Annotated in this window: 26 protein-coding genes; 16 read left to right on the top strand and 10 right to left on the bottom strand. The window is 41.4% G+C overall.

Annotation, left to right across the window (positions count from 1 at the left end):
- Positions 1 to 31 precede the first annotated feature (31 nt).
- The 6 genes from DW033_RS06935 to DW033_RS24620 all read right to left on the bottom strand — a co-directional run bounded on the left by DW033_RS06935 (position 32) and on the right by DW033_RS24620 (position 5,119).
- Positions 32 to 1,744, bottom strand: coding sequence for a ParB/RepB/Spo0J family partition protein (locus DW033_RS06935; RefSeq protein ID WP_122382591.1), 1,713 nt, complete (start codon positions 1,742 to 1,744; stop codon positions 32 to 34).
- Between the two features lie 149 nt (positions 1,745 to 1,893).
- A complete protein-coding gene (locus tag DW033_RS06940; RefSeq protein WP_122382592.1) occupies positions 1,894 to 2,442 on the bottom strand; it encodes an SLOG family protein in 549 nt (182 codons plus the stop codon).
- A gap of 11 nt (positions 2,443 to 2,453) precedes the next feature.
- Entirely contained in the window at positions 2,454 to 2,663 is a 210-nt protein-coding gene (locus DW033_RS06945; RefSeq protein ID WP_008629237.1) for a hypothetical protein, read from the bottom strand.
- Positions 2,664 to 2,717: 54 nt separating this feature from the next.
- Positions 2,718 to 3,356, bottom strand: a complete 639-nt coding sequence (locus DW033_RS06950; protein ID WP_122382593.1) for a hypothetical protein — start codon at positions 3,354 to 3,356, stop codon at positions 2,718 to 2,720.
- A 69-nt stretch (positions 3,357 to 3,425) separates the two neighbouring features.
- Positions 3,426 to 4,400, bottom strand: coding sequence for an ArdC family protein (locus DW033_RS06955; RefSeq protein ID WP_122382594.1), 975 nt, complete (start codon positions 4,398 to 4,400; stop codon positions 3,426 to 3,428).
- Positions 4,401 to 4,771: 371 nt separating this feature from the next.
- Entirely contained in the window at positions 4,772 to 5,119 is a 348-nt protein-coding gene (locus DW033_RS24620) for a hypothetical protein (RefSeq protein ID WP_199712365.1), read from the bottom strand.
- A gap of 109 nt (positions 5,120 to 5,228) precedes the next feature.
- Here DW033_RS24620 and DW033_RS06965 point away from each other — a divergent pair, with 109 nt between their 5' ends.
- The 16 genes from DW033_RS06965 to DW033_RS07045 all read left to right on the top strand — a co-directional run bounded on the left by DW033_RS06965 (position 5,229) and on the right by DW033_RS07045 (position 17,317).
- Positions 5,229 to 5,855, top strand: a complete 627-nt coding sequence (locus DW033_RS06965) for an SMI1/KNR4 family protein (RefSeq protein WP_122332407.1) — start codon at positions 5,229 to 5,231, stop codon at positions 5,853 to 5,855.
- A gap of 54 nt (positions 5,856 to 5,909) precedes the next feature.
- Positions 5,910 to 6,599: a hypothetical protein gene (locus tag DW033_RS06970; protein ID WP_008620113.1), complete on the top strand. Its 690-nt coding sequence runs from the start codon at positions 5,910 to 5,912 to the stop codon at positions 6,597 to 6,599.
- Positions 6,596 to 7,615 carry a hypothetical protein gene (locus DW033_RS06975; protein ID WP_122382595.1) on the top strand — a complete coding sequence of 340 codons (1,020 nt, stop codon included), beginning with the start codon at positions 6,596 to 6,598 and terminating at the stop codon, positions 7,613 to 7,615. The genes DW033_RS06970 and DW033_RS06975 overlap by 4 nt, the downstream gene beginning before the upstream one ends.
- Positions 7,616 to 7,688: 73 nt before the next feature.
- A complete protein-coding gene (locus tag DW033_RS06980) occupies positions 7,689 to 8,237 on the top strand; it encodes a hypothetical protein (protein WP_009041193.1) in 549 nt (182 codons plus the stop codon).
- A gap of 96 nt (positions 8,238 to 8,333) precedes the next feature.
- Positions 8,334 to 10,214, top strand: coding sequence for a P-loop NTPase fold protein (locus DW033_RS06985; RefSeq protein WP_122382629.1), 1,881 nt, complete (start codon positions 8,334 to 8,336; stop codon positions 10,212 to 10,214).
- A gap of 48 nt (positions 10,215 to 10,262) precedes the next feature.
- Positions 10,263 to 10,550, top strand: a complete 288-nt coding sequence (locus DW033_RS06990) for a hypothetical protein (protein ID WP_233554144.1) — start codon at positions 10,263 to 10,265, stop codon at positions 10,548 to 10,550.
- Positions 10,551 to 10,658: 108 nt separating this feature from the next.
- A complete protein-coding gene (locus tag DW033_RS06995; RefSeq protein WP_118419577.1) occupies positions 10,659 to 11,234 on the top strand; it encodes a hypothetical protein in 576 nt (191 codons plus the stop codon).
- Between the two features lie 65 nt (positions 11,235 to 11,299).
- Positions 11,300 to 11,653 carry a hypothetical protein gene (locus DW033_RS07000; protein ID WP_032581402.1) on the top strand — a complete coding sequence of 118 codons (354 nt, stop codon included), beginning with the start codon at positions 11,300 to 11,302 and terminating at the stop codon, positions 11,651 to 11,653.
- A gap of 76 nt (positions 11,654 to 11,729) precedes the next feature.
- Entirely contained in the window at positions 11,730 to 12,221 is a 492-nt protein-coding gene (locus DW033_RS07005; RefSeq protein WP_004326133.1) for a hypothetical protein, read from the top strand.
- An 81-nt stretch (positions 12,222 to 12,302) separates the two neighbouring features.
- A complete protein-coding gene (locus DW033_RS07010; RefSeq protein ID WP_117513391.1) occupies positions 12,303 to 12,809 on the top strand; it encodes a hypothetical protein in 507 nt (168 codons plus the stop codon).
- Between the two features lie 89 nt (positions 12,810 to 12,898).
- Positions 12,899 to 13,234: a hypothetical protein gene (locus tag DW033_RS07015; RefSeq protein WP_117873675.1), complete on the top strand. Its 336-nt coding sequence runs from the start codon at positions 12,899 to 12,901 to the stop codon at positions 13,232 to 13,234.
- Positions 13,235 to 13,297: 63 nt separating this feature from the next.
- Complete coding sequence (locus DW033_RS07020) at positions 13,298 to 13,909, top strand: hypothetical protein (protein ID WP_117873676.1); 612 nt, start codon at positions 13,298 to 13,300, stop codon at positions 13,907 to 13,909.
- A 57-nt stretch (positions 13,910 to 13,966) separates the two neighbouring features.
- Complete coding sequence (locus DW033_RS07025) at positions 13,967 to 14,620, top strand: ankyrin repeat domain-containing protein (protein WP_122382597.1); 654 nt, start codon at positions 13,967 to 13,969, stop codon at positions 14,618 to 14,620.
- A gap of 183 nt (positions 14,621 to 14,803) precedes the next feature.
- Positions 14,804 to 15,640, top strand: a complete 837-nt coding sequence (locus DW033_RS25300; protein ID WP_117599385.1) for a hypothetical protein — start codon at positions 14,804 to 14,806, stop codon at positions 15,638 to 15,640.
- 396 nt (positions 15,641 to 16,036) lie between these two features.
- Positions 16,037 to 16,708, top strand: coding sequence for a hypothetical protein (locus DW033_RS07040; protein ID WP_117599387.1), 672 nt, complete (start codon positions 16,037 to 16,039; stop codon positions 16,706 to 16,708).
- An 18-nt stretch (positions 16,709 to 16,726) separates the two neighbouring features.
- Positions 16,727 to 17,317, top strand: coding sequence for a DUF4948 family protein (locus DW033_RS07045; RefSeq protein WP_117599388.1), 591 nt, complete (start codon positions 16,727 to 16,729; stop codon positions 17,315 to 17,317).
- A 275-nt stretch (positions 17,318 to 17,592) separates the two neighbouring features.
- Here DW033_RS07045 and DW033_RS07055 read toward each other — a convergent pair whose 3' ends face one another.
- The 4 genes from DW033_RS07055 to DW033_RS07070 all read right to left on the bottom strand — a co-directional run bounded on the left by DW033_RS07055 (position 17,593) and on the right by DW033_RS07070 (position 22,092).
- The gene (locus DW033_RS07055; RefSeq protein WP_122382598.1) at positions 17,593 to 18,612 is read right to left on the bottom strand and encodes a tyrosine-type recombinase/integrase; all 1,020 of its coding nucleotides are present in this window, start codon (positions 18,610 to 18,612) and stop codon (positions 17,593 to 17,595) included.
- Positions 18,602 to 19,567 carry a tyrosine-type recombinase/integrase gene (locus tag DW033_RS07060; protein WP_122382599.1) on the bottom strand — a complete coding sequence of 322 codons (966 nt, stop codon included), beginning with the start codon at positions 19,565 to 19,567 and terminating at the stop codon, positions 18,602 to 18,604. Before DW033_RS07060 ends, DW033_RS07055 begins: the two co-directional genes overlap by 11 nt.
- Positions 19,564 to 21,132, bottom strand: coding sequence for a tyrosine-type recombinase/integrase (locus tag DW033_RS07065; RefSeq protein WP_122382600.1), 1,569 nt, complete (start codon positions 21,130 to 21,132; stop codon positions 19,564 to 19,566). The genes DW033_RS07060 and DW033_RS07065 overlap by 4 nt, the downstream gene beginning before the upstream one ends.
- A gap of 117 nt (positions 21,133 to 21,249) precedes the next feature.
- A complete protein-coding gene (locus DW033_RS07070) occupies positions 21,250 to 22,092 on the bottom strand; it encodes a ComF family protein (RefSeq protein ID WP_233554146.1) in 843 nt (280 codons plus the stop codon).
- Positions 22,093 to 22,325 lie beyond the last annotated feature (233 nt).

Below are 22,325 nucleotides of genomic sequence, written 5' to 3' on the forward strand. Positions count from 1 at the left end.
CGGGCGGATTTCTCCGCCCTGCCCTTTGTCCTTAGGCTGCAATCTCTTCGGTTTGCGGTTCTTCTTCGGGTTGCGTTACCTTGCGCTCCCTTGCCCGTTCCTGCACCAAGAGGACGGCTTTCTTTTCCTCGATGCGCTGATGCCGCTTCTCGTACACTCCGTTGTACTCCCTTTCGATGTTGGCGAGTTCCTCCGGCATGTGCCTGCGTGCGAAGTCAAGCAAGAGGGTCGCCACGGTGTTGCTGCCGTATGCTCCCTTGAAATTGGCTACAAGGAAGTCCCTGCGGATGATGGTCTTCATCCTCACGGTGAGGTTGCCGATAATCCCCATCTTGTCCTCGTCCGTGATATACTGCTTGTCTTCCGCAATCCCCACGGCTGCGAAATGTTCCTTACGGAGCGAGGACAGAAGGAAGAAGTACAACATGGTATCTTCGTCCGCACTGAACTTGCCGCCCGTGATGTCGGCTTCGAGGATTTGTTTCTTGGTGTCTTCTACCGTGCGTTCGAGTGCGATTTCCTTGTTGCGCTCGTCCTGCTTCTCCAATTTCTCCACGGGTGAGAGCGGTGCGGGTGCGGGCGTTCCGTCCGCTGTCTGCGCTTCGGTCACGTTCTCCACATAGCAGAAGTCAATCTCCTTCTGCCCGATTTTGGCATAGACGGTGATTTCCCCCGCTTCGCTCCTGCGGGTGATTTCCTCCTCCTGCTCCATGTAGTCCGCCCATTGCTGCTCGTAGCGGGTACGGGCTTCCCCGTAGCGTTCTGGGTCGTTGAAATTTTCGGCTTTGGGTTCTTTCGGGCAGCTTGGAAAGGCGGTGTACCTGTCAAGGGTCTCCACCTCGTAGCCCGAAGCGGTTAGCCGTTCTGCCACCGTTTCGTTGGTGCAGTAGCGGTCACGGCAGAGCGACACGCCCGGCTGGGTCTGCATGATTTGCACAGCCCGCTCCATGAGGTAGGATGCGTTCATTTCGGCAAGGCACGTGCGGTTGGCGCAATGCCCGCACCCGCCGTCACGGAACAGCAGCAGGTTGTTGGTGTTGTGTGCGCACGTGGCGCACTCGGTCTTGTCGAAGCGGTAGTATTGCAGGTCGGTGGTGAAGTTCTGTTCGATGCGCCTTGCGACATCGGCGGCTTTCAGTCCCCGCCAACTGTTATACGTTCCCTCATCCTGCAAATGCTTCTCGTACACCTCACGCTGAATGTCCTCCCCGTATCGGCAGATTTCAGCCGCCACGCTGATGGTCAGCTCGTCCGCTTCCAAAAGGGCGGCGATTTCGGGGATAAGGGCGGTGAATTTCAGCCGTGTGCGGATGTAGTTCTCGTTCTTTCCGAAGAGTTGCGCCAAGGTCTGCACGGTATGGCGTCCGCTCTCGATAAGCCGCTGATAGGCTGCGGCTTCCTCCACGGGTGTTACGTCCTTGCGCTGCAAGTTCTCGGTAATCGCCATTTCCTCGGCTTCCTCGTCCGACAACTCGGTTACGATTGCGGGAATTTCGTCCCTGCCCGCAATGACGGACGCACGGTAACGGCGTTCCCCGAAAACAATCCCGTAACGGTCTGTTCCGTCAACGGGGCGTACGGTGATGGGCTGCAACACGCCCTGCCGTTTGATGCTCTCGGCAAGTTCGTAAAGGGCTGCTTCATCGAAGCGTTTGCGTGGGTTGAAGCCGCTCGGCTGAATGTCTGCCAATGCTACCATCGTGATGTTTTTCTCTGCTGCTGATTGATTTGCTTTTGTCTTCATAATCTGTTATTTTTAAGTTGATTGTTTATAGTTGTTCTTTTTGATTTTAATAAACCGTTCCGTTCGGAAAATCGGTTTCTTTGCTATCTTTCTTTCCCCGCTCCGGCTCACGAAAGAAAGTAGCGGGCGGAAAATCCGCCCTTACGGGGCTACCTGCGGTTATAGCATACGTTCGCGAACTTCTTTTTCTGCTCTACTGCCCGTTTGAGGGTGTAGAACGTGCCGCCTATGGCTACCGTATCGTAATAGACTATCAGAAAAGCGGAGTTTTCCAAAAGGTAGTCGTTACGGCGCAGGAAACAGCCCTCGGTATATCCGTCCTGCAAGGTTACCACTTCATCGGCTTGCGCCAAAATGGTGTCGTAACGCCGCTTGTCGGCTTGGGTGTATCGTTCGGCTTGTCCCTTGAAGGGGACAACGCATTTCAGACGGATATGCGGGTATCTCTTTTTGAGGTTCAATACTTCCTCTGCTGCGATAAGGTCGAAGCCCTCGCACATTCCCGACAAAAAGGTGTCGTAGCCTTTTTTGATACAATAACTTTCGATGGCTGCGAACGTGTCGAACGCCACCTCCCTGAAGAGTTTCTCACGGTCTGCCGTGAACTTGGCTATACGGTTGGTGCGGTGTCCCGAAAAGGCTACCGTCTTTTCTTTGGTAACGGGTGTTCCGTTTTCTGTCCATGTCCTTGTTTCCATATCGGTAAATATTAGAATATTAAAAGAATGATTATCAGTACGAACACGAAGCCGACAAACAGCCGCCACGCAAGGGCGAAAACAAGCCGTGCCACGAAGTAAAACAGAGCCACGACAAGCAACAAGGCGAAAAGCTGCCCTGCGGCGGTGGTAAGGAAATAAGCCGCCGAAGCCCAAAGGATTAGGCGGTATATCAGTTTGTAAACAAATGCCGTTTTCATGTTCTTGGGTATTGTCGGGCGGATTGCTCCGCCCGTGGTTCTTTAACAGTTCCCTTACGGGATATAGCGGTTATCAGCCAACAGCCGGAACGTGTCGTAATCAGCCGTTCCCCGATAACTTAGGGACAGTTCAAAGGAGAGGTGTCCTTTCTCTATGTAGAAAGTGAAGCGCAAGCCGTTGCGGGTTATCGTTCCTTTCGCATAGTTTCTACGTTCCCAGCTTACGGGTTCGTTCTCGATACTTTTCAAGAAGTCGGCTACCTTTCGGGCGTTCTCCGCATTTTCCTGCTCCACCTGCCTGTATATCTGCGTGCAGTAGTTTATCCAATCGTTTATTTTCTTGGCGGTGAACACGCCGATATTGCACGGCTTTTCGTATTGGCTGCCCGCCCTTTCGATGTCGTAGCGGTTGACATATTCAAAGTGTTCCATGTCGGCGGCTATCTTGTACTTGTTCTCTTTGTTTATCTTGTACACATGAAAACGGATGCCGTTGTACGTGAACTCTATGCGCACGCCGTAAAATGCGGGGTATTCACCGCTTACCACGTGGTAGCCGTATTCCGCTTGGGGCATGTACTTCCTTATCTCCTGCATGAGTGGAGACAGCTCTTTTTTTGCCTGTTCCACCTTCTCGTTAAACATAACTTTTATGTTTAACCCGTTAAATTCCTTTTCCGATAATGTTTTCATCGTCTTATGTCTTTAGTGGGGCGGACTGCTCCGCCCGTTGGTTGATACTCTTGTTCTTTGTTGTCCCGCTTAGGCTGCTGCGGGTTCGTTCACCGGTTCTGTTACCTTGTCGGCAATCATCTTCGCCGCCTTGTTCACGTCCCCCAATATCTCCACCAAAAAGGCGGGTTCTTCCTTTAGCTTGGTGAGCCAGTGTTTCAGATAGGCGGCGTTGTTCTCCTGCGGTGCGGCTGCGTAGCCGAAGAACGCACCGCAAAGGGCGGCAGTGAGTTCGGCGACAAGTTCCTCACGGGCGTAGAGCGCATCCCCGAAGAAGCTGCCGAACGTGCGGTTCAACCGTTGGGGATTTCCCGTGCTGTGCGCCATTTCATGCAGAAGCGTGCCGTAATATTCCGCTCCCTGCGGGAACTGCTCACGCTGCGGGCAAATGATATGGTCGGAAGAGGGCGAATAGTAGGCACTGTCCGAATACTGCACCTTGATAGGGCAATACCAATTTTGCAGACAGACAAGCTCGTCCAACGCCTCGTAAATCATCCCGTCCGAATAGTCTTCGGGCTGCTCTCCCTTTTTCATGCGCTCGTAGCGTTCGGGGTATTTCCCTGCAAAATCGGTCTGGTCGATGTTGAAGACATTGTAATACTTCATCTGCGGGATGACCTTGTAATTTTCCTGCTCGGTTGCGGGCAGCTTGCGGTATTCCTCGTACTTGATTGTCTTTTTCGTCTCCTTGTGTACCACGAACTTGAACCAATAATAGACGGGGAACGAACGTGCGCCCTTGCTGACGCTCAAGTCCTCCTCCTTTGCTTGGTTGAAGGTGAGGAACACGGGCAAAGTGAATTTCATAAACTCGGTGTAGAACAATAACATCAAGACATTGCCGCCGTTATAGAGCGTTCCTCTGATGTTGCGGGGCAAACCTTGTTCAAGGCTCGCTATCCACGGTTTTTGCCAATCCGTTTTCAAGCACTCGATTTTCTTGATTAACAAATCGGTGAACATCGGTGCAATCTTTTCGATGGTGCTGTTCGTTGTTGCCATAACTCACAAATTTTAATCGTTATTACTCTGTTTTCATCGCTTGTCGCCCCAACCAATTTTTTTCCCTTGGCTGATTGGGAAGAACATTGACCATCATTGAAAGCGGAAAAGGTGAATTGCAACCATCTGAAAAAATGGTAAATACTACCCGCCGGGTGGAGATTTGGCATTTTTTGCGGATTTGCTTTCACCTCCGCCTACCTTCGTCAATGTTTTTCCAATCAGCTTAGGGAAAAAATGCCCTGTCAGTCTATTCCAGTCAATGGTAAGTTACTTGCCGGGTGCAGGAAAAAAGAAGCCTTCCGGAGAGCCGGGAACGCCCGTTTCCCAAGACAAGGAGATACGGGCGGGAGAAGTATATGTGAGCACGGTCAGGTTCCGGCTGCCGGACAAACGCCGGGGAACTCTTTCGGGCGGTACGGGGCACGGGAGGTTTCGGCGAACAGCCGAAGCCCCGTGTGACGGCACGGACGGATGTGTTCCGTTTGTCCTTCCGCCCGATGTCCGGCTTCGGCCATGCAGCCTGCCGAAGTGGTCGGAAACGGACGCCGGGACGGGACAGCCCGTGCGCCAAGGTGCAAGTGCAAGACAGTGAAAGCCCTTTCACCCACGTTAGGGATTGCAGGGGAAAGCCCACAGCATAGCGAGGACTTGCAGCGGAAAGCCCGACCCGAAGGGGAACGCCCAAACAACCACCCGAAAAAACTGCTTTTGAGCATACCTTGAAAAAAAGACGACCGAACGCTCCGAAGTTTTGTCCTTATGATATATATTTGTGATTGAGCGAAGATAATAGCGGAAAACGTAGATAATTACATGTCAGTGATTATGAATCAAAAAAAGGAAATATTAGAAAAATTGGCTTTCATAAGACGCCATAAAGAATTTGCATCTTTTGGAGTAAAGGAACAAGAGGTATCTTATAATCCTTGTCTATCTGAAGAAGATATTAAGGAGTTTGAGCATAAACATTGTATAACTCTTCCTGATGATTACAGAACTTTTATTTCTGAAATAGGAAATGGAGGTTTCGGACCGGGATATGGATTATTGCCTCTTGATAAAGCTATTGTTGATTTCAAATTAAGAGACAAACCTAATATTTCCTTGAATGAAAAATTCCCATATCAAGATAGTTGGAATGAAGAATGGATAACCTCCTTTAATTGGAACGAGGGATACCCGGAAACGGAAATTGTTAATGCGTATATTAGTACCGCACATATTGCAGGCTGTCTGCAAATAAGTCATTTCGGACATGGATGTACATTTCTATTGGTGGTGAATGGAAATGAAAAAGGACATATTTGGTTTGATGGACGAGCTGATTATAGTGGACTTGTACCGAAATTGAAAGATGGGCAAAGAATATCATTTATAGAATGGTATGTAACCTTTCTTGATATGGAAATTGAGAACATAAATGAATCACTAACACACAGCACTACCGCTTAAAGCGGAACGCTGTCGGACATTATCTGCCCAATAATATGAACTAAAAAAAGTGATATGGAAACTAAAGCGGAAGTCCTAAAATACATGTTTACAAGAATACAAGAGATGCTTCCTGTAAATGTGGTCAAAGCAAAAAAGAATAAAGACTACTTTACTTACATAGTGGAAAACGATTGTAGTATTGAGTTTTACTTTCAAACAACCCAAGGTGGATATGCCGGTAAAAACACTTTCTGTATGGGTGTATCAGCTAAAATAAAGAATCCATATTTATGTAGTCTTGTATTAGAACCATTAAATAAAAAAGACGCTGGTGGTAACATCATTGTTTGCTTTGATAATAATATTGATTGGTTTAAGCAGCATCTAATGGATATGGATTATTTTTTCGGGAATAAGAGTGACAAGACTCCTAACGTTGAGAGATTCTTAAACGATTTGAAAAAGGATTTTTTTCCGTATATCATACCTTTTGTCAAACAATATACAAAAATTATAGATTTTTACTCAAATTCGGGTCATATTCAACATATATATGCAGATAAACAGTTTAGCTTAGGAGTAATCTGTTCTCTCTTGTGCAACCATGAAGAGTTCATTGAAGAAACTTTGGTTCCATTAGCCAAAGCAAGTGAAGGAGGTTGGATATTTAGAGAATTTTTTAAGTGCACAAACTACGTTACCGATATAGTTGAGCCGATTAAGAAATATGTCGCAGAGAATAATATCCATTTTGAACAATGAGAAGAATAGAATGGGCAGATAAAAGCGGATTAATTGCTCTCGAAATGGTCGGTTATCCACCAAACATTAGCAACCCTGTAAATACAAATTATATGTTCATTGAAAAATTAAATCAATATACAGAAGAACAGATTATCGGATTAAAGCATGAAGATAATAAGTTGCGATTGTTGATAGAAGAACAACCTGACATAGAGAAATTGAAACTTCTAAAAGAAGCTATAATCAATGAAACGACAGAAGTAACATTGGTAATGCGTTCAAATAACAACAATCTGATTGCTTTCTCCTATTTTGAATGTATAAGTGACAATATAATAGGAGTTGAATCGTATAATTACACCGAGAATATTCTGAAAACAATTGAAGGAATTTCAATATTCAGAAATTTGAGGAGTATAGTTATTGATGCACTATATGATAATAAACTCTGTATTGACGAACTTGTTTCATTGGAGAAACTGGAAGAACTCTGTATGAGTTTTTATCCTATAACGAAATATCAATATCCTACATTGAACAAGCTGAACAGACTGAAACGATTAAAAATAAAAGGGTTAGATTCGAACATGTTGTCCTGCTTACCAAACTTGGAAACATTAACTTGTTTTAATTTAAAGGATGGGACACATTTAGGTATTAAGACACCAAATTTAAGAAGCATAGATATATACCGTTCTCCGAAAATATTGAATCTTAATTTTTTATTGGACTTGAAAGAACTAAGATCTATTGGTTTAGACGGACTTAGCAATGTTGAAGAAATGCCGGATTTAAGCAACCTTCATTCTTTAACCGGTATGTCTCTTGCCAATATGAAACGGTTACAAAGTTTTCCTTTATATCACGAGAATTTAAAAAACTTACTCTTGCAATTGCCTTTTGATGTATTGGATAATATAATTCCTGAAAATCTTCCTAACCTCAAGCATATAAGTGTAAATTTGGGAAGTGATAAAAAAAACGGAATGGTATTAGATAGATTCAAGGGTATTTGTGAAGTTGGTATATGGTAAAAAAACAAGATTGCTGACAAACAGGTGAAACATTTAAAGCGGAACGCTGCAAAACATTATAACCAATCATATCATGATAACGCTATATAAACAAATTGAAACAAAAGGTCTATACTACAAGGAAATGTGGTATGAAAATGCCGATAAGGTTCTAATTGAGCATTCTGGAAAAGTTGGATATGTTGGAACTATTGCGAAAACAAGTATGACAGAGAAAGAAGCAGCTATACGTTTACAGGATTTTAGTAATGTATGTGCGAGTGAAGGATATACAAAGTTGTCCGAAAATCAATTATGTACGATAGTAGTTCAATATCTATTGAAAAGCAAGGATGGGAACAAACGGGATAAATGGTTAAAAGACAAAGTTTCAGAGTATCTAAAAGAACATTTGGGCTGGCGAGGTATAGGTGTAGTCGAAAGTTTTGCAATAGATAACGGCAAATTGAATATTTATTGTATAGTCGTGGAGGAAGAACGGGCTGTATCCGCAATCAAATCATGCCTTAAAACATATCGGCTGGATTTGACACATGCGATTATCGCCGCCCGAAACTGGGATGATGAAGGCTTTAGGGTGAAATACTCTTATAAGCCTATTAATGATTTTTCGGTGATATGATTGATTATAACAAACAGCAAACCGACTGAATAAGCGGAAGGTTGCCGAACATTACGACTCTTTTCCGTAACTTCGAAACCTCTAATGAACATGGTTATGAATAGAAACATACTCACCTTTTTAAATGAATATGCGGAAATACCCGATCCGCAATATGCCATCATGTTGCGAGGCGCTTGGGGATGCGGCAAAACGTTTTTCATCCGTCAATGGATGGAGCAACTGAAAAATAACAGAGATGCGGACAAGTTAAAATGGCAGCCCATTTATGTGTCTTTATACGGTTTGACCACTACCCAGCAAATCACAGAACAAATCAACAAGGAAATATCCCCGTGGTTGTACAGCAAGGGAATGAAACTTGCCAAGAATATATTAAAAGCCGCCTCGAAAATCGCTTTGAAATACGACATTGACGGTGACGGCAAGGATGAAGGAAGTGTAACCTGTGACTTGGACTCCATTTTGTTGTTGAAAGAAGAAAATTCCGAAATAAAAGGAAACAAGATTCTGATTTTTGACGACCTTGAAAGATGTGATGTAAAACTGGAAACCTTGTTGGGATACATCAATTACTTTTCGGAACATTGTAAATGCAAGGTCATCATCATTGGCGATGAGAACAAGATTTCCGAAAAAGAGGGCGAAAAATCTAATTTGAAATTCAAGGATTTCAAGGAAAAGACCATCGGGCGCACTTTCGAGATTAAAGTGAATATAGAGGAGACACTCGATTTTTTCATTGGCGAAATATCCGCCAACAACAGAAACCTCTTGTCTGAGAACAAAGAGCTTATAATCAAGATATTCCATGCCTCTAAATTCGATAATTTAAGAGTCCTTCGGCAATGTCTGAACGATTACCACAGGATAATCATGGCTTTGCCGGAACATTATCATGAATCTCCCAAATACAAACTTATCATAACATCACTATTGGCAAATTTTGTCGCCGTTTACTGCGAGTATAAGGGTGGAAATACCGAAATTGCGAGCCTGTTCAACAGCCTGTACAATATGTTCCCAGATAAAGAGAAAAATGAGGAGCGTGAAAAAATCCTCTCCAAATACCATTTTATAGAGATAGGCAAGCGGTTGGATATTTTCAGTGATTTTATCGTCAATGAAATTGTCTGCTATCTGGAAAGCGGGTATTTTGACACAACCTATTTGCAGCAATACTTTGCTGCCGAAGACGCAAGTTTGAATAGTTGGGACTATCTATATGATTATTGGAGACTGGATAACGAAGAATACGAGAAACATTACGAGGAAACGGTACGGTATTACTTTGCGGATAAAAGCGTTGATCTAAAAGAATTGTTTGTCATTATATCTATACTATCGGTTTTATATAGCGACAACCTTATTCACGTATCCGAGGAAGACATCATTGCCCAAGGCAAGCACTCCATAGACAGGCTGATGGAAGGTATCAACGACATGGAGGGTTTGTTGAATTGTAGCTCAAAGGTACATGCGGGTGCAAGAAGGAATCATTCTAATATTGGTTCAGATCGAATTTTGAATGTACTGGTTGCGTATTTTCAAAAACTATTCGAGCAAAGATTTGAGAAATGTCCTAATAAAGTGTCTGCCATGCTGGAAAATCTGACGGATGAAACTTGCGAACGCCTGAATCTGGCATTGAATGATGTAGTCCCGGTCAAACAGCGTCTTTATAGGGATACTTCAATATTCCAAGAGGCTGATGCGGACAAGGTTTCAAAAAGTATTTTGGGATTGTCTAACGAATCACGCAACACCTTTCTGCATTTTTTGCAGTCTCGTTATAAATATACCTCCTATGGCACTGAAATAGAATACTTGAACGAATGCTGCCAATCGGATCTGCCCCAACTAAAATTAATCAATGAGAAATTAAAGACAGAAGCGGCAACCAGAAGATTGATAGAAAAGTATTCCATTGAGAAAATTACAAACCTGATAGACGAAATTACCGCAAAAGTGAAATAGCTATTCCCGTTCATCCTCGAAAGCGATGGTCTGGCAAGGGATATGCCGATGATGAACTTCATTCCGTGTGACGGCACGGACGGACGTGTTCCGTTTGTCCTTCCGCCCCGATGTCCGGCTTCGGCCATGCAGCCTCACGGAGTGGTCGGAAACGGACGCCGGGACGGGACAGCCCGTGCGCCAAGGTTTAAGCGCAAGACAGTGAAAACCCTTTCACCCACGTTAGGGATTGCAGGGGAAAGCCCACAGCATAGCGAGGACTTGCAGCGGAAAGCCCGACCCGAAGGGGAACGCCCAAACAACCGCCCGCAAAAACTGCTTTTGAGCATACCTTGAAAAAAGGAAGACCGAATATTCCGAAGTTTCGCCCTTATGATATATATTTGTAATTGAGCGAAGATAATAGCGGAAAACGTAGATAATTACATGTTAACGGACTGAAATATGAATTATTACCGTGTACATTCAAGAGATAATGATACTTGTTTCTATTATGACAAGGACGAACAAGTACAGTTGGAATATTGTCCGACTTGTGGACTGCTCACTAATCGGGAAAAAGCAAGAGAACAAAGTATCGCAATTTATCGTAAAAAAGGAAAATATTTAATGTCGGATACATGGGATGGAGAAACGATTGTATCAGAGCGTTTCGTTGAAATATATAATAAATACAATCTTAAAGGGCTTGATTTTATCCCATTACCTAAAAGTCCGCATTATTTTCTATTACGCTGTAATAATATAGTCAGATATGACTATGATTATAATACCAATCTTTACATGAAAGACAAATGTCCAACTTGTAATCAATGGTATGAAATATGTCCTCAAGGTATCTTAAACATAAGAATGGAGGATGAAGCTATTATGGAAGCTGACACATTCTATGTCAGTGATATAATAATAGGAGAAAAAGTTGCCCGACGCAGAATATTGTATGCGACAGACAATATACCATCTTATTTTAAGATAGAAAAAGGAAGAATATTTTTTAATAAGATAGAAAGAGTCCGTTAACAAACAGCAAACCGACTGAATAAGCGGAACGCTGCCAAACATTAGCATCATATAAAATTGAAATTATGAAAGAATTAGAATTAAGAAAACCATATCGTTTACAAGAAATTATCGAAATAGTTTCTAAAAATATAGCTAATAATGGCTTCACTGACTCTAACTATTGCTTATACTCCAATGAGGGTACAGCCCAATTGAATCAATTATGCTATTTGGAACTATATCCTACGATAGATGATAATGATGAGGAAGTATATCCAGATTTTGTAAGAGATAAGTCTTTGGATTTATTTTATTACGGGCAACAATTTGAAGATGTATTGATGTCCGTATTTGATCAAAAAGAAACTGCATCAATTAATGACTATATTGATGCGTTGAACTATTATATGGAAAATGATACGTTTATGGATTTCTGATGATGCTAACAAACAGCAAACCGACTGAATAAGCGGAACGCTGCCAAACATTATCAGTCATTAAAACCAGTAGAACATGGGAAAGCAATTTGAATTCTATTCGCATAAAAATGATGATGAGATGATTGCAAATACGCTTAGAAGTGTATTTGGAGAGTTGTTGTGTGTCCCACATTATAAAGGAGATTTATCTCCTTTTGACATTTGTGCTAATGACCGGAAGATGTATTTGACCGGAAAATCTTTCCAACAATATATATCATATTATACACATGAATATTATGATGGAACAACAGCTGAAGTATTGGACTATGTGAAAAGTCCAGTTTTAGAATATAGAGTTCCTTTTCAAAGGGAAGATATGGCATACATTGCTGGACGTTTTTATTGCTGTTCTGATAATAATGATTTTTCTCAAATGGTTTCCAAGTTTTTTCGTAAAATCAAAAAGAAATTTCTATACGTGAAATTTTGGAAGTGCTATATATCAAACAGCATAGATGTGGAAGCATCTCAATTCTTTATACCGAATAGAATAATTACTATAAATAAAGAAGATTTGAAATAAAAGTGACTGATAACAAGCACCTGTGCCACCTCACGGCGGCAAGCTGCAAACCATTATCTATTTAATAATAAGCATAAAACTATGAGATTCTTAAAAATTATGGGAATATTTACTTCTATCTTAAGTTTATTGAGTTGCGGGCATGGGAATAAACGAGTGACGCAAAACGACGGTATAAACTCCAATATCCCGGTTGCTGCCCGGATTACGATAGACAAACTGCCGGATGTATTGAGAAACGTGCAGGCAGGAAATACTGATTATGATTTTATAGGTATTTGTTCCAATGGTGTGGACTGCATCTACTTTGTGCTGGAGAACGGAAAATTTTACATAGATTTTGAAGCTATGGGTAAAGAGCAGCTTCCCTACATAGATACCTTGAAACAGTTCGCAAAGGAACATAATTATCCTATTGTCGAAACAACCTATAACAATACTCCGGTCGATTACGAACATCTGAAATACGCTCCCGTCCTTAGCCTGAAAGTCAATGCGGACATAGACAGTATCGTAAAGGTCGGAAGCCAGATTGAGCAGACCATTTTCAGGAACAATGAGCGAACCGTTTACGAAATAGTGCCTTGATTTTGCCAATAAAGACATTAAGATTTAGATAACAAACAGCACTACCGCTTAAAGCGAAACGCTGCCAAGCATTACCGATAAGAAATAAAATGAAAGATATAATTGAGTTATTACAAAAAGAACGAATAAAAACTGTTGATGCCCTGAAGCATGGCAATCAGCAGGAACTTTCCTATCTTCAACAAATAGATAAGGCTTTAGGATGGTTGAAACGGATTGAAGAAAAAGGATTGGAAGATGTTGGATGTTATGACATACATAGTCTGCCGGATTTACCTCAAGAAAACTCCGGTCTATACTCCTTTTATCATATAATGATGGATTATGAAAGTCCCAACATTGAAGATTGGAAGGAATATAGACCAAACGGTCAGTCTTTGCTATTAAGTTTTGATGATATTGTAATGACTCGAAAAAGCAGATAACAAACAGCATCACTACTAAAAGCGGGAACGCTGTCGAACATATTACCGATTAACAATGACAATATGAAATGGTATAAAGTATATTTGAATGGAGAAAACCAAATTTGGAAGAAATGTATCACATATTCATGGGAATTTATGCATGAAAATGAAGAAATTAATTTTCAAGAAATTATAGGTTCATCTTCAAAGAAAGAGTGCCAGATAAAAGCCCTTGTCAAAGGTAAAGGGCTAACGGCTAAAAGTATATCTGATTTTGAGCAAATAAGGATGCCAGAATTTGCTGAAGTTAGCCATTTGTTTCTTATTAGAGAAGATGTCTTGAATATAAATGATTTATCTTCTATAAATGGCATTTCTTTTAAAAGAGTTTCAGTGCATGGAGATTTCCCGTTCAATTATATGGTACTTATTTTTAACGAAGTTGTTGATTGTATTGATAATATCCATTCTAAAATAGAAGAATTTGATTGTTTGAGTACTCTCGTATTAGATGAATCTAAAATACCTCAATCTGTCGATGGATTCTTTTTAAAAGGTTGGAATAAATATGGCTTTTATAAAAGCATTGTCAATGAGAATATGAAAATGCGATTACTTCATTTGTATAAAGCAAATGAATTTTTGAGATTTAAAGAAGTACAAACAAATCGTATAACAATAACAAACGGATAAATATTTAAAGAAGAGATTATTCGCCGGAAATTGTACATCTAATAATAAAGGATAGTAATGAAAAAGTTATTTGATGCGATAAATAAAGGAGATTTCGATACAGTTAAGCAAGTGATAGAAAAAAATCCTGTTCTTATCAATAGCATAGAAAAAGGATGGCGCAAAAGGGATGAAGGTTTGTGCCCTTTACGCATAGCAATCAAGAATTGTCACTATGATATTGTCTGTTTCTTAATAGATGCGGGTGCGAATGTAAATGACTATACTCCCAAAGATGATATGTATATAAGTCACCAAGCTGTCTATACCGCTGTTACACATTGCATACCCAAATATGGGTTACAATGCGGTACACACGAAGATTCTTTAAAAATATTGAAGTCTCTTATTGAACATCGGATGGACATCAACCTTACAGATAACAATGGAGTTAATAGTTTCTTTCATGGAGTAAATCTCTCTCACTCAATGATACATTCGACATCGGATATGTTTGAATCCGATCTGCCTGATACTCTAATTTGGAATCCGGAATTTGATGTAAATATAGCTTATCAAAGATTCAAAGAAGTATTCACACTCCTTTTGGAGCATGGTGCCAATACTGATATCCCTGATTATTGGAAAGAGCAGTCTGCATCTTGGGAGGGGTTTAATGCAAAAATCAAATGGGCTAAGAATTTATTAAATCTATGCAATAGAGAAAAGTAGGATGTACGATATGATTGGATATGAAAATGAAGATGATTATCACATTCATCTTGATGGGCTTTATGATATAAATGAGGAAAACAAGGTATTTACAATAAATAAAAGTAAATAGTAGGCGGTTTAATAGCAAACTGGCTGAATAAGCGGAGCACTATCAAACATTACCCATGCAATATATTTAGAATGAAGAAACGGGAATATAAGGAGCAAGAACGACAACGGCATTATTATTTCTTCGACTATCTGTTCTGGTTGGGAGAAATGGCACAATGGCATTATAAGGGTGAGCCAAGACGCCCCGACGGGGAGTCCATGCTGATGCTTTGCATCATGATATTTATCTATGAGCCGATATTCCTTACAACCGCTCATTTTCTTTACGGTTCCCCGGCATTTGGGTGGTTTACAGTCGCCATGATAGTTGGAATCGTCGTAGTCCATCACTGTGTTTCGCGCGGCTGGATATACCCGTTTTCACGAAGGCAAGCGGTCATGCAGCACTATGAAGGACGCAGGTTCAGCCCCTTCAGATGTTACTTCTTCCTGTTCTCCCTCGTCTTTCTGATTATTGCCGAAATTAACCTGTTGCCAAGCACACTGATGCGGATAGACGGGCGCAAGGCGGAGCCGGTGGAGAACACACGGACGGAAGTTCCACAAAGGTGGAGGGATTACCTTGCGCTGCATATCACGGTAGGAGCCCGTCAGGAAGTACCCAGCGAAGCCTTGCTATATCTGATCAATCAGGACGGTCGCACCTCCCGCTACGGGCAACCGGTCTATGTCATGCAGGTAAGGGCAACAGAGGGAGATATGGGCGGAGAGTTTCGTGCAGGGTTGCTGAACCACGCCACCTTTGAGGAAATCCAAGACGGCAGACGGAAGTTTGTCGAATGCACATGGGTCAAGGGATATACGCCGGACAGCATAAGGGTACTGCTGACCGGGTGGTACGAAGTGAATAACGCCGGACTTTGTCCGGTGGACTCTCTGGAATGGACAGAAGATACGGAATTTTGAATAATCAGCAACATACCCAATAAATAGAATGAAGAAATCTGTCATAACATTGTTTTTAGCGGTTGTATCCGGAGATCCACCCATGTCGCCGTGCGCCAAGGTGTAAGCGCAAGATAGTGAAAGCCCTTTCACCCACGTTAGGGATTGCAGGGGAAAGCCCACAGCATAGCGAGGACTTGCAGCGGAAAGCCCGACCCGAAGGGGAACGCCCAAACAACCGCCCGCAAAAACTGCTTTTGAGCATACCTTGAAAAAAGGAAGACCGAATATTCCGAAGTTTCGTCCTTATGGTATATATTTGTAATTGAACGGAAAAAATAGCTGCATATCAAGGCTTGAAGCGAAGATTACAGCGAAAAAGCAAATCACTACCTATTTTTGAAAAGAATTGCATTTATGGAAAAATACAAAGTAGATTATAGTGAGTTTTCTTATTTTAAAGGCATAACGATAGATTTTGATTCTTTAGAAGAAGGTCTTGATTATGCCCAAAGACATAATATCAAAGATGTTTTAGTCCGCTCTGAAAAGAATGATATAAAAAGAGTTGTAAACTTTGATTTTCTAAATGGGCGGGATTTTATACAAACATTTCATTGGATCGTTTCTCTTTCTAAAAGGTCGAACATTACTGGATTATATCATCTTTCAAAACTGAAAGATTTCCGTTGGGGAGTAGATAATAATTTTGACTTGGATTTATCTCTTTTTCCAGTATTAGAGAAAGTCAATATCAGTTATGATGCAAAAATCAGTGGTTGGGAAATGCTGCATCAATTAAATTGGCTTCAGCTAAGCAAAGTTAGGACAGACAACCTTTCATTTTTAGAAAAGACCATTAGTTTACAGTATTTGCGTATTATCGGAGGTTCATTTACTTCGATCGAAGGTTTGGAAAAGTGTGTCAATCTAAAAACTCTTTTTCTACAAAGGTGTACGGCTCTCACAAACCTAAAACCAACAATCGCAAATTTGTATAATTTAGAGAGATTGAATTTAGAAACATGCCGAAAAGTCAGTGTAGAAGAACTCAAAGGCATTGCTGTCAGATATATATCAGTAATTTGAAAAACATTGGGAGCAAAAATGAAAATACCCATCACAATTTTGCTTTTAGCAAGCCTGTTTGCCGCAAGCTGCGGAGAGCCGCCCATGCCGCCGAGCGACGAGAAAATGATACGCCACTTCGCCACGCACGAGGCGGCGTTCCGCAAGGTGTATGAAATCATGTCAGAGAGTTCAGAAGGCAGTTTCCACTATCCGCCGCTTTCTCCGGAAGAGGTCATTATACTTGATTCAACAGAGCAAAGCGATACATCCCATGAAACGAATGACGAAGAAGACCTCCCGGTATATGGGCTGCTGAAGCCAGACCGAATACAGCTCGATTCCTTGTTGTCAGAGATTGGATGCGGTCTTGTCCTTGTTGACCGCAGGGAATGGGAAACGGCGGATTCGGTATACGTGAGCCTCGTTATGCCGTACTATTCCCACGGCATCGTGGATGCGGGAACATCCAAGAGTTTCGTTTACGACCCCGGATTGAGAAGCCGCCGGAACATCCGTATCACCGAACACGGCGACCTGAACGAGATCTACCGCAGGACATACAACGACACCACGCTGTACAAGCCCGTCAAGGGAGACTGGTACATCGAGTTAGACCATTCACGATAACCTGAAATGATAAACGCATGAGAGCTTTCTCGCCTTATTCCTTCCGCCCGTCCTCGAAGGCAATGGTCTTGGCAAGGAACATGCCGATGACGAACTTTGCCCCGTACCTGATCAGCTTGCGCCGCAACGCTATGAAAGTAGCCCCGGTAGTAAGCACGTCATCATTATGTTGTGTACAACATAATGATGAATATGTTGTGTAGAAAATTATGTTGGCTATTAATCGCATTTTCTTTATAATTATATAGTTATGCAAATATTAGCCAACATAAATTTCAAAGCTTTTTGAGAAAACTCATCAATTCTTCATCATTTTTCCAGTCTGATTTTGATTCATCTTTCGACAAGGTACTAATCTCACATTCTTTAAGTGCCTTGGATTTCATCTCCATATTGACTTCTGCATAAATATTTGTTGTTTCAACAGATGTATGTCCAAGCCATACTCTGATTGTATTAATATCTACTCCCGCTTGTAACAAATGTGAGGCTGTAGTGTGCCGTATCACATGTGGAGATATTTTTTTCTCCTTAAGTTTTGGGTATTTTTTTGAGGCGATATTGACCACTCTGTCTATCATTTCAAATACCCCAAAACGAGTAAGTGGATTTCCATACCGATTAAGAAAAACATGCTCATTTTCTGACCTGTTTTCTATCAATCTCTTTAATTCGGTAGTAGTACTATTCCATAAAGGACAACGGCGAGTCTTATTCCCTTTTCCGCAAATTGTAGCCATCGCCATACTTGTTTGGATTCGTGGTAATGACAAGTCCTTGATTAAGAGATTACATACCTCACTCGCTCTTGCCCCGCTATTATACAGGAACAATAATAAGGCATAATCCTTTCTTCCCTGTATGCTTTTTTTGTTCGGTGCATTGAGTAACACATTCATTTCTTCTTTTTCAAGATAGGTGATTAATGATCTGACTTTCTTTTTAGGAGGAACAGTATGAACCATACGGCTCCATTCGACCTGCTCCGGACATTTAGAGGCAATAAATTGAGCCAATGAATGTATTGCGGCAAGTCTTTGGTTTCTAGTGGAAACTGAACATTTCCGTTGCTCTTCTATTGATTTTAAAAATTTCTCAACTAATGTAGGAGTTATATCCTCTAACCTGATTTGTTCCATTCTCTTTTTAGTAGAATCTTTGATAAAGATTAAGAACATGCTCAAACTGTCCCTATAACTTCTAACGGTATTGATGGAATAATTCTTAATTGTTATCAGATATTCAGTAAGAAAAGGACGTATCCAAAAACCTAAAAATGATTGATTATTCTTCATGCTCTATATTCAGTTTTATATATTCTTCAAATTTTTTATTCGCCTCGCAAAACAATTCTTCTGTCATGGTGAGATAAACTTGTGTATGAACCAAACGGTCATGTCCGAGAAATGTAGAAAGAAACGGAAGTAAATCATTCACGTTCCGTCCTTCCTTATACCATGCTGTCAACCGGTGAACCGTAAAAGTACCACGGAGGTCATGTATTCTTGGTTGGTGAAAACTCTTATCTGTCCTTTTAATATCCGCTAAATTCCTTACTTTCTTAAAGAAATATCTCATGCGGGCAACTGTTTCCGGTTTTCCGTCCTTTTTATAAAATAGGGGTGCTTCCCCATGTTCTGGCATTGACACTGACTTTCTCCATTTTAAATATTCTTGCAAGAAAATCTTAACCTGATGGTTAAATGGAACTCTCCGTGATTTATAAAATTTGGACTCATTGATTAATACAAAATTTTGCTCAAAATCCAAATCTTTTAATTTTAGAGAAATAGTTTCTCTTGAACGTAATCCAAGCACGTAAGTTAATTTTAAAAACACGGATAAACATTTACCATAGAGTGTGCAGTTTTTACTTTCACAACACGGCAAATTCTCAGCGATGTGGAATACTCGTTTGAGTTCTTCATTAGTATAAACATAAGGCAAGCTATGTTCCCCTCGTTTGGGTGGATGTTCAGGTAATGGAATCGTTGAAATTAATAATCTCGGATATGCCCATTGAAAAAGTCCTTTTAAAACGGAAAATTTATTGAACCAACCAGAAGTGACAGTTTTTTTACCTCCTCTATACAAATAGTCCATATTCATGGCTTCTGTAATTTTCGCAAAATCAAAATCTTTGCCTATGTAATTATAATATTGTCGTAATATATAAGCGGATGTGGTATATTTTTCCCCAAGAGAACGTCTGTAAACAATGTATCGTTCTATTACATCATATGTTTTCATAGCAACCCCTCCCAGTTCATATCCGCAACTTTACTTAAGTTGTTCATATCTACTTTTGCATATATTCTTGTTGTTTCCAGCATCTTATGTCCAAGCAGGTCTGCAACTTCTTTAAACGTGTGTCCCGTGTTTATTAGATGTGTCGCACAACCGTAACGTAAGCTATGTGCCCCGTAATGCCTCAATTGTAAATCTTGCGATTTCAATTGAGCACTAAGAAAACGATATATGGCTCCCCCAGTCAATGGATTATAAGGGGCTTTTAAGGCTAAAAAGACATAATCGGACTTTATTTCATTATTCCTCACGAACCGTAAATATTTAACAATGGCATTGCCTACAATTGCAAATAACGGCAGTTTCTGTGGTATGCTATTTTTAGAACGCCGCAAATAAAACTCTTCATTCTCCCAATCAATATCAGCCAAACGTAAACCAGTTACCTCACTGCTTCTAAGACCATATACTGCAAGTAGCAGAAACATCGCTCTGTTTCTTATATCTGTAGGATTATCTGTATCAACGCTTTGTATCAGTATTCGGACATTGTCCCAAGGAACAGGATAAGGTAATGTTTCACAGTGATACATTCTCGGAGCTTTTATAAATGAACTGATTCCTGTCTTGCACCATTTATTCTCTTCACAGAAACGTAAATATACCCTAATAACTGAAGATAACGGATATATGGTTCGTCTGGAAACCCCATTACTACTTAAATATTCAAAATATTCATCAATCGTTTCCGGCTTTAAATTTTCCAACACTTCATCTTTTCCGGTAATAAACCTCATAAAGTGAACAAGTTGTTTTTTGTGCAGATGTATTGTTTTTTTCGATAGTCCCCTGTCATGCATAGAATTGAGATAGCACCATAACTTATCCATGTCATGGATATCAAGAAGAGTATTGTCGTATATCAATAAATCTAAATATGACAACCAATCCTTTGCAACCCGTAAAAACATTATAAAAGCGTAATTGGGAGATTTACCTTTTTCTATGGCATAACGATTGGCGGCGGTTGTCACTTCTGCAAATGTGACAACCCGTAAAGGCAATAATTGTAGATAATCCTGTACAGACAACAGAATAGGAATTATTTCTGCGAGTGTATTGAGGGATGTACCTCGCTTAAATTTATATAGAAGATAATTCTCTCTTTCATCCAAATTAGGAGCTGATAAGTATTTTACACGAAAGTGAGGACGGCGCAAGTATTTATTGATTATAAGTGAGGTGTCATCATAGCAAGGATCTAATTTATGTATATTCCTTAAAAACGGTAACGAATATTCTAATAAACAATACGAACGGATTTTACTTATTTGATGGCTGTCAGGATGTGCTAATTTCCAAATAGCATGTATCGGTACATAATCTTTGTAATCAGAAGCCATTGTTGCAATTGGAAGTAATACATAAGCAATAAAGCGAATTGTATTGCTAGATTGTACACCAGATGCAATTTTCTCATCAATAAAATTTATTCTCTCTTTTAGAAAAGGGGCGCTTAACTGCTTATTTAAGCTGCTCTTTGTTTTGAAATAATCTTCAAATTTCATATTCTAATCTATTTAAATTATCTCTCTAAGATAAAAAAACAGATTAGATTATGTTGTGTATGATTTATAGAATATATTAAATGACAATGATTTCTGCTACTATGAAAACATAATTTTCTACACAACATATTCGTCCACAAGCAAGACGCACTTCCCCCTGAACCGTTCGGGATGGAACTCCAGATTGGCGGTGCGGTCTCCGTTCCCGTGCGTGCCCTTGTATTGCGCCCGGTCATAAGCGACGGTTATCGCCCCGTACCCGTCGGCTACTCCCATATCCGCCGAGAGCTTGCGGCAGAACGCCTCGTACCGGGTGCGGTGCTTCTCCCGTGTGGATGCCGGGACGGGAACCAGCACGGCACGGTGCCTGTTCTCCTGAACCGCCCGGATGCGGCTGGCGGCGATGGAGAAGAGCTTGACGAAAAGGTCGGTCTGCTCGCCGCTCTTGAAACGCCAGACGGCGTTCGACACCTTCTTCCCCTCGAAGGTGATCTTGTCGTTCCGCCGGACGGGGCAATAGTCATAAAGGTACAAACACAAGCTGCCGTCCAAGCGGAAGAATCCCTGAAAGCGGTTGTCGAGCGGAAAGAACGCCTTGCGGAAGTCATTGAAGAAAGTGAAGACAAGGATATTGTTCCAGAAACGTGCCTCGTCCTCGCTGCCGGAATCGAGCCTGTACATGAAGCCCGCCAAGTTCCCGCTCTCGTACAAGCCCATGCCGATGGTCAGGCGGCTGTTGAAGTCGGTCTGGCTGACGATGTACCAGCCGCACCGGGCGAAATGCTCCTCGTAGCCGGAACGGGTCTCCAAAAGGAAATAGAACTTGCCGTCGTCCTCGAAACGGATGACGTACTCGCAACGCAGGCGGCGTGCGATCTTGCCCAAGATGCGGCTCTCCTCCTCGATGACCGCAGGAGTGGCAAGGAAGGTGTATTGAGCGATAAAGACAGCCTCTTCCATAGTGATGATGTTTGGTCGGTTACAAATATGCGAAATGTCCGGCACACGGCAAGCGGAAAGGGCGGGAAATATGCGGAAGGGCGTGCGGATATGTAGAGCTTCTCCCTGCTTTTCACCGCCCGGAACGTGACAAGGCTACAAACGTGAAGCAAAACGAGGACAAGCGGTACGGTTTTGATACACGGACATATACAGACCGGTATATTTGCAGGGAAGTATAACCATAAAAACGT

Origin of the sequence: Parabacteroides sp. AF39-10AC (assembly GCF_003635405.1) — a bacterium.
In the GTDB taxonomy this organism is placed as follows: Bacteria; Bacteroidota; Bacteroidia; order Bacteroidales; family Tannerellaceae; genus Parabacteroides; species Parabacteroides distasonis.